The organism is Massilia sp. Root335 (genome assembly GCF_001425685.1).
GTDB classification, from domain to species: Bacteria; Pseudomonadota; Gammaproteobacteria; order Burkholderiales; family Burkholderiaceae_D; genus Telluria; species Telluria luteola.
Genome location: NZ_LMCY01000061.1, coordinates 1 through 6,360 on the forward strand (window position 1 = coordinate 1; position 6,360 = coordinate 6,360).

Annotated in this window: 3 protein-coding genes and 1 pseudogene; 2 read left to right on the plus strand and 2 right to left on the minus strand. The window is 66.8% G+C overall.

The annotated features are described in order from the left end of the window. Positions 1-303 precede the first annotated feature (303 nt). Positions 304-1,053, plus strand: coding sequence for a FadR/GntR family transcriptional regulator (locus ASC93_RS27365; RefSeq protein WP_056450216.1), 750 nt, complete (start codon positions 304-306; stop codon positions 1,051-1,053). A gap of 43 nt (positions 1,054-1,096) precedes the next feature. On the opposite strand, the gene ASC93_RS27370 is transcribed toward ASC93_RS27365, so the two are convergent. Further along, positions 1,097-2,839, minus strand: coding sequence for a methyl-accepting chemotaxis protein (locus ASC93_RS27370; RefSeq protein WP_056450218.1), 1,743 nt, complete (start codon positions 2,837-2,839; stop codon positions 1,097-1,099). 161 nt (positions 2,840-3,000) lie between these two features. Continuing rightward, on the minus strand, positions 3,001-5,901 hold the full coding sequence (locus ASC93_RS27375; RefSeq protein ID WP_056450219.1) for a TonB-dependent siderophore receptor: 2,901 nt from the start codon (positions 5,899-5,901) through the stop codon (positions 3,001-3,003). Between the two features lie 318 nt (positions 5,902-6,219). Between ASC93_RS27375 and ASC93_RS31195 the strand changes: the two are divergent. Further along, a pseudogene (locus ASC93_RS31195) lies at positions 6,220-6,360 on the plus strand (5-dehydro-4-deoxyglucarate dehydratase); the annotation flags it as partial.

The window sequence follows — 6,360 nt, forward strand, 5'->3', positions numbered from 1 at the left end:
AGAACTCCAGCTGAGCCTCATCTGATGAAACTGTCAAGAATTTTATTCCGGACAGCAGTGCGCGCAGGCGGGAACCCAAGTATCGTCGGATCACGGTTAACTTGGGCCCCCGCCTGCGCGGGGGCGACGAGGGGTGGTTTTTGCGACCCTGTCAGATAAACGGATCCGCACGGCCAAACGCCCCCGCACCTGCGTGAGAACGACGGTGTTCTTGTACAGACCCACATTTTTTTGCAGACTTGTCAGACGACCGAGTCCGCACGGCTATAATCGTGGCCTGGACCCACTGTTTACCACACGCGCATGAACTCGCCGACCGCCCTGCTGCCCGCCCGCAAGAAATACCGCAACCTCGCCCAGGGCGTCGTCGAAGAACTGAGCGCGCGCATCCGCCGCTCGGAATTCAACCCGGGCGACAAGCTGCCGCCGGAATCGGCCATCATGGAGGCATACGGCGTCAGCCGCACGGTGGTGCGCGAGGCGATCTCGCAGCTGCAGGCGGGCGGCCTCGTGCAGACGCGCCACGGCATCGGCACCTTCGTGCTGGAACCGCCGGCGACGACGCTCGGCATCGGCACCGACAGCGTGGTGACGGTACGCGACGTGCTCGCGATCCTCGAACTGCGCATCAGCATGGAGACCGAGGCCGCGTGGCTGGCCGCGTCGCGCCGCACCGACGAACAGGTGGCGCGGATGGGCGAGGCGCTGGGCGAGATGCAGCGCGCGCTGGTGAACGGCCGCACGTCCGTGGAGGCCGACGTGCGCTTCCACCAGCTGATCGCGGAAGCGACCGACAACCGCTACTTCGTCGAACTGCTGGGACAACTGGGCAGCGCGATCATCCCGCGCGCGCGCCTGAACACGCCGGGCCTCGGCGAGGACAAGCCGGCCGACTATCTCGAACGCGTGAACCGCGAGCACGAGGACATCTACAAGGCGATCCTGCGGCGCGATCCGGAGGCGGCGCGCGCCGCCATGCGCACCCATTTGTCGAACAGCCGCGAGCGGCTCCGCGAAGCGCAGCAGCGCCTGCAGGACCACCCGGCGGCCTGACGGCGCAACCGTCGCGCGGGCACGGGGTGCCCGCCCTACGGGATCAACGGTACTGCAGGGCGGCGTTGCGCACGACGGTCAGCGTGGGACGCGCCGCGCGCGGCGCCGGCGCAGGCGCCGCATCGCGCTCCAGCGTGAAGATGCCGACGGCCTGCAGCAGCGACTGCGCCTGCACCTTGAGGCTCTCGGCGGCCGCCGCGGCCTCCTCCACGAGCGCCGCGTTCTGCTGCGTGATGCCGTCCATCTGGTGCACCGCGGTGCTCACTTCGGCGATGCCGTGGCCCTGCTCGTTGCTGGCGCGGGCGATGTCGGCGAGGATGCCGGACACCTGCCGGATCGCGTCCAGGATCTCGTCCATCGTGTTGCCGGCCTGGTCGACGAGGCGGCTGCCTGTCTCCACGCTCTGCACGGAGTCGCTGATCAGGCCCTTGATTTCCTTCGCGGCGCCCGCGCTGCGCTGGGCCAGGCCGCGCACTTCCTGCGCCACCACCGCGAAGCCGCGTCCCTGCTCGCCGGCGCGGGCCGCTTCCACGGCCGCGTTCAGCGCGAGGATGTTCGTCTGGAAGGCGATGCTGTCGATGACGCCGATGATGTCGCTGATGCGCGCCGAGCCGTCCTTGATCTGGCCCATCGTCGACACGACCTGCGCCATCACGTCCCCGCCCTTGCCCGCCACGGTGGTGGCGCGCGCGGCGAGCTCGTTGGCGTTCTGGGCGTTGGCGGCGTTGCGCTGCACGGTCTGCGTCAGCGTCTCCATGGCGCTGGCGCTCTCCTCCAGCGATCCGGCCTGCGCTTCCGTGCGCGCCGACAGGTCGGCGTTGCCGGTGGCGATTTCATCCGTCGCCGACGCCATGCTTTCCGTGCTCGTGCGGATCTTGGCGAGCATGTCGTGCAGGTTGCCGTTGATGGTGGCGATGGCCCCCATCAGCCGGCCCACCTCGTCGTCGAATTCGACGGCGATCTCGCCCGACAGGTCGCCGCCGGCGATGCGGTCGGCGGCGTCGACGGCCTTGTTCAGGTTGCGCATGATGTAGCGGTACACCATGTACAGCGCCGTCGTCGTCAGCACGAGCGACACGATCATCAGCGCGATGGCGGCCGTCATGGCGGTGCCCGTCGCGTGCCCGGCGGCGGCGACGGCGGCGCCGGTGCGCTCGTCCAGCAGGCGCAGGAAGTCGTTCAGCGGCACCATGATGCGCGCCTTGTTCCGGTGGTAGGCCGCGTCGTGCATGATGGTGCGGGCGAATTCCGGATTCGGGTCGGCCTTGCGCGTGAAGCCGCCGTGGCCGTCGTCGAACAGGCCCTTGACGGCGTTCATCGCGATGACTTCCGTCTTGACGAGCGCGTCGGAGTCGTCCTGGGCTTCCTTGAGCTTGGCGAACTCCTGGTCGGAAAAGCCGGCCTGGCGCATCAGCTGCTGCAGCGGGACCGTCTGGCCGCTCGACGGCGGGACGGCCACGCCGCCGGCCACGAGGTCCCAGTAGATGCGCTCGTAGTGCTCGGGCCGCGGCTTGGTGCCGTTGCGGATGGCGAGGATGTCCATGTATTGCTGCTCGTAGCGCTCGTCGCCCGTGACGACATAGGTGCGGGCGAGGCGCGTCAGGTCGTCGGAACTCTGGCGCAGTTCGTCGGCCAGCAGGTAGGACCGGTAGCGCGCGTCGCTCGCCTCGGTCGCGCGGCTCTGCGCCGACGACACCCGCGACAACGCGACCAGCATGAGGCCGGCCATCAGCAGCGTCAGGGCCAGCAGGGTGATGAAGGTTTGTTTGATCGTAAGGTGCCGCATGATGTCTCCTCGTTGGACACTTACAATCTATCCAAATCTATCCGCGGAAAACAGCAAAACTTGAACATACGCTCCAAATGTTTTCGTGGCGCAACATATGATGTGTTGCATGCAATCGGCGGCCGGCGCCGCGGCACGTCGCCCGCGCCGCCGGCCGGTTGTCAGAAGCGCATGCGCACGCCGGCCCGGTAGGTCCGGCCGATCACGTCGTACAGGGCCGGGTTGATGCCGATGCTCAGGTTGGTCTGCGGCACGAGCACCGGGCCGCGGTCGGCCAGGTTGTCGATCTTGAAATACAACATCGATTCCTTGGCAAAACGGTACGTTGCGCCGAAGTCGACGTAGGTGGCGCCCGCGATATGGTTGTCGTAGATGGTCGGATGCGCCGCCGTCGGCAACGGGCAGCTGGCCCGGCATTCGATGAATTCATTGCTGAACACGCCGGCGCTGACCCAGCGCTCCGTCAGGCTGACGCCCAGCTTGCCGCCGTCCCACGATTGCGTCACGAGCGCTTTCCACTTGGGCGTGCTGCCCGTCATGTTGCCCGCGCCTTCGCTCGGCGCGGTCCCGGGCACGCCGGGATCGGACACCGCGTGGATCGTGCGCGTGGCCATGCCGCGCAGCGTGAACGCGCCCGGCAGGCCATGGTCGCGCAGGTTCATGCGGTACGCGGTCTCGACGTCGACGCCCCGCGTGTGCAGCGACGCGAAGTTGAAGCTCTGGGCCAGCACGTAATTCGTGCCGGCCGGGCCGTTGATCGACACGGCCGAGCACACGTTCTGGTAGCCGGCGTAGCACAGGTCGACTTCCTGCTGCGGGCCCAGCGAGTTGATCACGTTCCGGACCTTGATGTCGTAGTAATCGACAGAGAGGTTGAAGCCGCGCGCCCACGCCGGCTGGCTCAGCACGATGCCGAACGAATTGTTGCGGGCGACTTCCGGCGCGAGGTCGGGATTGCCGACGTTGCGCTGCTGGACCTGCACCGACGAGCCCTGCGAATTGTTCACCGCCTGGTTGGTGACCGTCATCGCGGCGTACAGCTCGGACAGGTTCGGCGCGCGCACGTCCTTCGAACTCACGGCGCGCAGGCGCAGCCCGTCGATCGGCGTCTTCCACGTCGCGCCGATCTTCCACGCGTTGGCGTTGCCGGCCGTGCTGTACTTTTCCTGGCGGTCGGCGATGTTCAGGTTCGCTTCGCCCAGCGTCGCCGATTTCAGGAACGGGATGTTGAATTCGACGTAGGCTTCCTTCACGTTGAACGCGCCGCGGCCGTTGTGGTAATTCCCCGCGAACCAGTTGTCGCCGCCCGCCGCGAGGGTCGTATCGAGCGGATAGCCCGGGCCGTAACGCGATTGCAGGTCCACGCCGGCGCCGTACGGGTCGCCGTACACCGAGTAGTCCTCGCGCCGCCATTCGGCGCCGGCCGCCATCGAGACCGGTCCGGCCCACGCCTCGAGCACGTCGCCGTGCACGTTGGCGCTGACGACGTTCTGGCTCGAATCGGTGTGCTGCATCGGACCGTTCAGCGGCGCGATGTACGACCAGCCGGCCATATTGATCGGCACGTCGCCGAAAATGTCGATCGGCTGGCAGCCGTTGGCGCGCGCGGCGGCGTCGCGGCAGACGACGTTGCCGCCGGCGTCGCGCACCGCGTCGATCGCGTAGTTGTAGCGGCGGTTCAGCGTGATGTCCTGCACGTGGATCACGGTCGTGTTCTCGCCATGCTCGGCGTACGCGTCGTACGACCAGTCCTTGCCGAACAGGGCGAAACGGCCGTCCGCGCCCAGCACGACGCGGCGCTGGGTGCGCGTCGGGTGCACGGTGATATTCGCGGGGAATTCCGCGTTCGCGGTACCGACCTGCATGACGCCGTTCGGGTAGCCGGACGCGCAACCGGCCGCGATCGACGCCGGCAGGTAGGCGTTGTCGCACTTGATGCCCAGATTGGCCTGCTTGGCCGCGCCCGGATTCGGCGAGAACACCGACGTCACCTGCGCCCAGTTGCCCGTCACGTAGATTTCGTTGTCCGCGTCGAGATCCCACGACACGCGCGTGTACGCGACCTCGCGCCGAAAATTCATCGCGAGGTTCGTGCCCGCGCCCACGCTGCCGGCCAGGTCGCCGCCAACGCAGAAGTTGCCGACGCAATTCGTCCCGTACTGGAACGGCTGCGGCGTGCCGCCCGGGCCGAACGCCGTGCCCTTGAGCGGACCGTCCGTGATCAGGCCGTATTTCGCGTACTGGACGTGCTGCGCGTGCAGGATGCTCTTGTAGCGCGGCGCGCCCGCGGCCTGCATCGCCTTCGTCGATTCCTGCAGCGCCGGGTTCATGTACCAGCTGCGGCCGTTCGCGCCGACTTCGCCGAAGCCCGGCGAATCGACGCCGTTCTCCTTCGTGAATTCGGCGCTCGCCTCGACGTGCAGGCGGTCGTTCGCGAAGCCGCGCCCCCATGCCGCCTGCAGCGTCCCGTTCTTGTCGTCGTGATACTGCGTCATGCCGCCTTCGGCATTGAACTTGAAACCGTTGAACTTCTTGTCCGTGATGAAGTTGACGACGCCGCCCACGGCATCCGAGCCGTACGACGCCGACGCGCCGCCCGTCACCACGTCGACGCGCTTGACGAGCAGCTGCGGGAACTGGCTCACGTCGGTCACGCCCGTGACATTGGCGCCGACCACGCGCTGGCCGTCCAGCAGGGTCAGGGTGCGGATCGTGCCCAGGCCGCGCAGCGATAACGACGACAGGCCCTGCACGCCGCTCGACGTGCTGTACGTGAAGGTCGTGCGGCCGGTGCTGCCCTGCAGGGCCGGCAATTCGGTCAGGGTTTCGAACAGGTTCGGCTTGGCGGCCTTGGCGAGATCGTCCGCCGTCAGGGTCGGCGTCGGCGTCGGCTGGCTGAACCCGCGCGCGGCGATGCGCGAGCCGGACACGACGACGGTGGTCACGGCCTCGGGGCCGGCCGGGGCGCTCTGGCCGTCCTGTGCATATCCCGGCGTGGCGGCAACACCGCACGCACCGGTGACGGCGAGATGGATCAGGGTCTTGCGAAACTGCGTTGGCATATTGTCTCCGTTTTATTGTATCGGTATCGTTTGTTGCCTCTGCTGCTGTTCCTTGGTGGTACATTGTGCGGTGATAACGCTATCTGTTAGCGCTATCACCACACCGCCCGGATTTTGAACCGTTCCGTAAATATGCGTCCAATGACTTTTATTAATCGTGCAATGCAAGAATCGCATCGAATCCTATGCCACGGCGAGCGCGGCGCCGGTGCGCGCCGAATTTCCTCTTGCCCTTTTCGACGGCCACTTGTACGATGACTGACAATTGTAGTGCGTGCATCCTGCGCGTCGTGCCATCGCCCTTTTCCTGGAGCCTCCATGAATCCGCAAGAACTGAAACAGGTCATGTCGTCCGGCCTGCTGTCCTTCCCCATCACCGACTTCGATGCCGAAGGTAATTTCCGCCCCAGCACGTACATCGAGCGCCTGGAATGGCTCGCGCCGTACGGCGCCACCGCC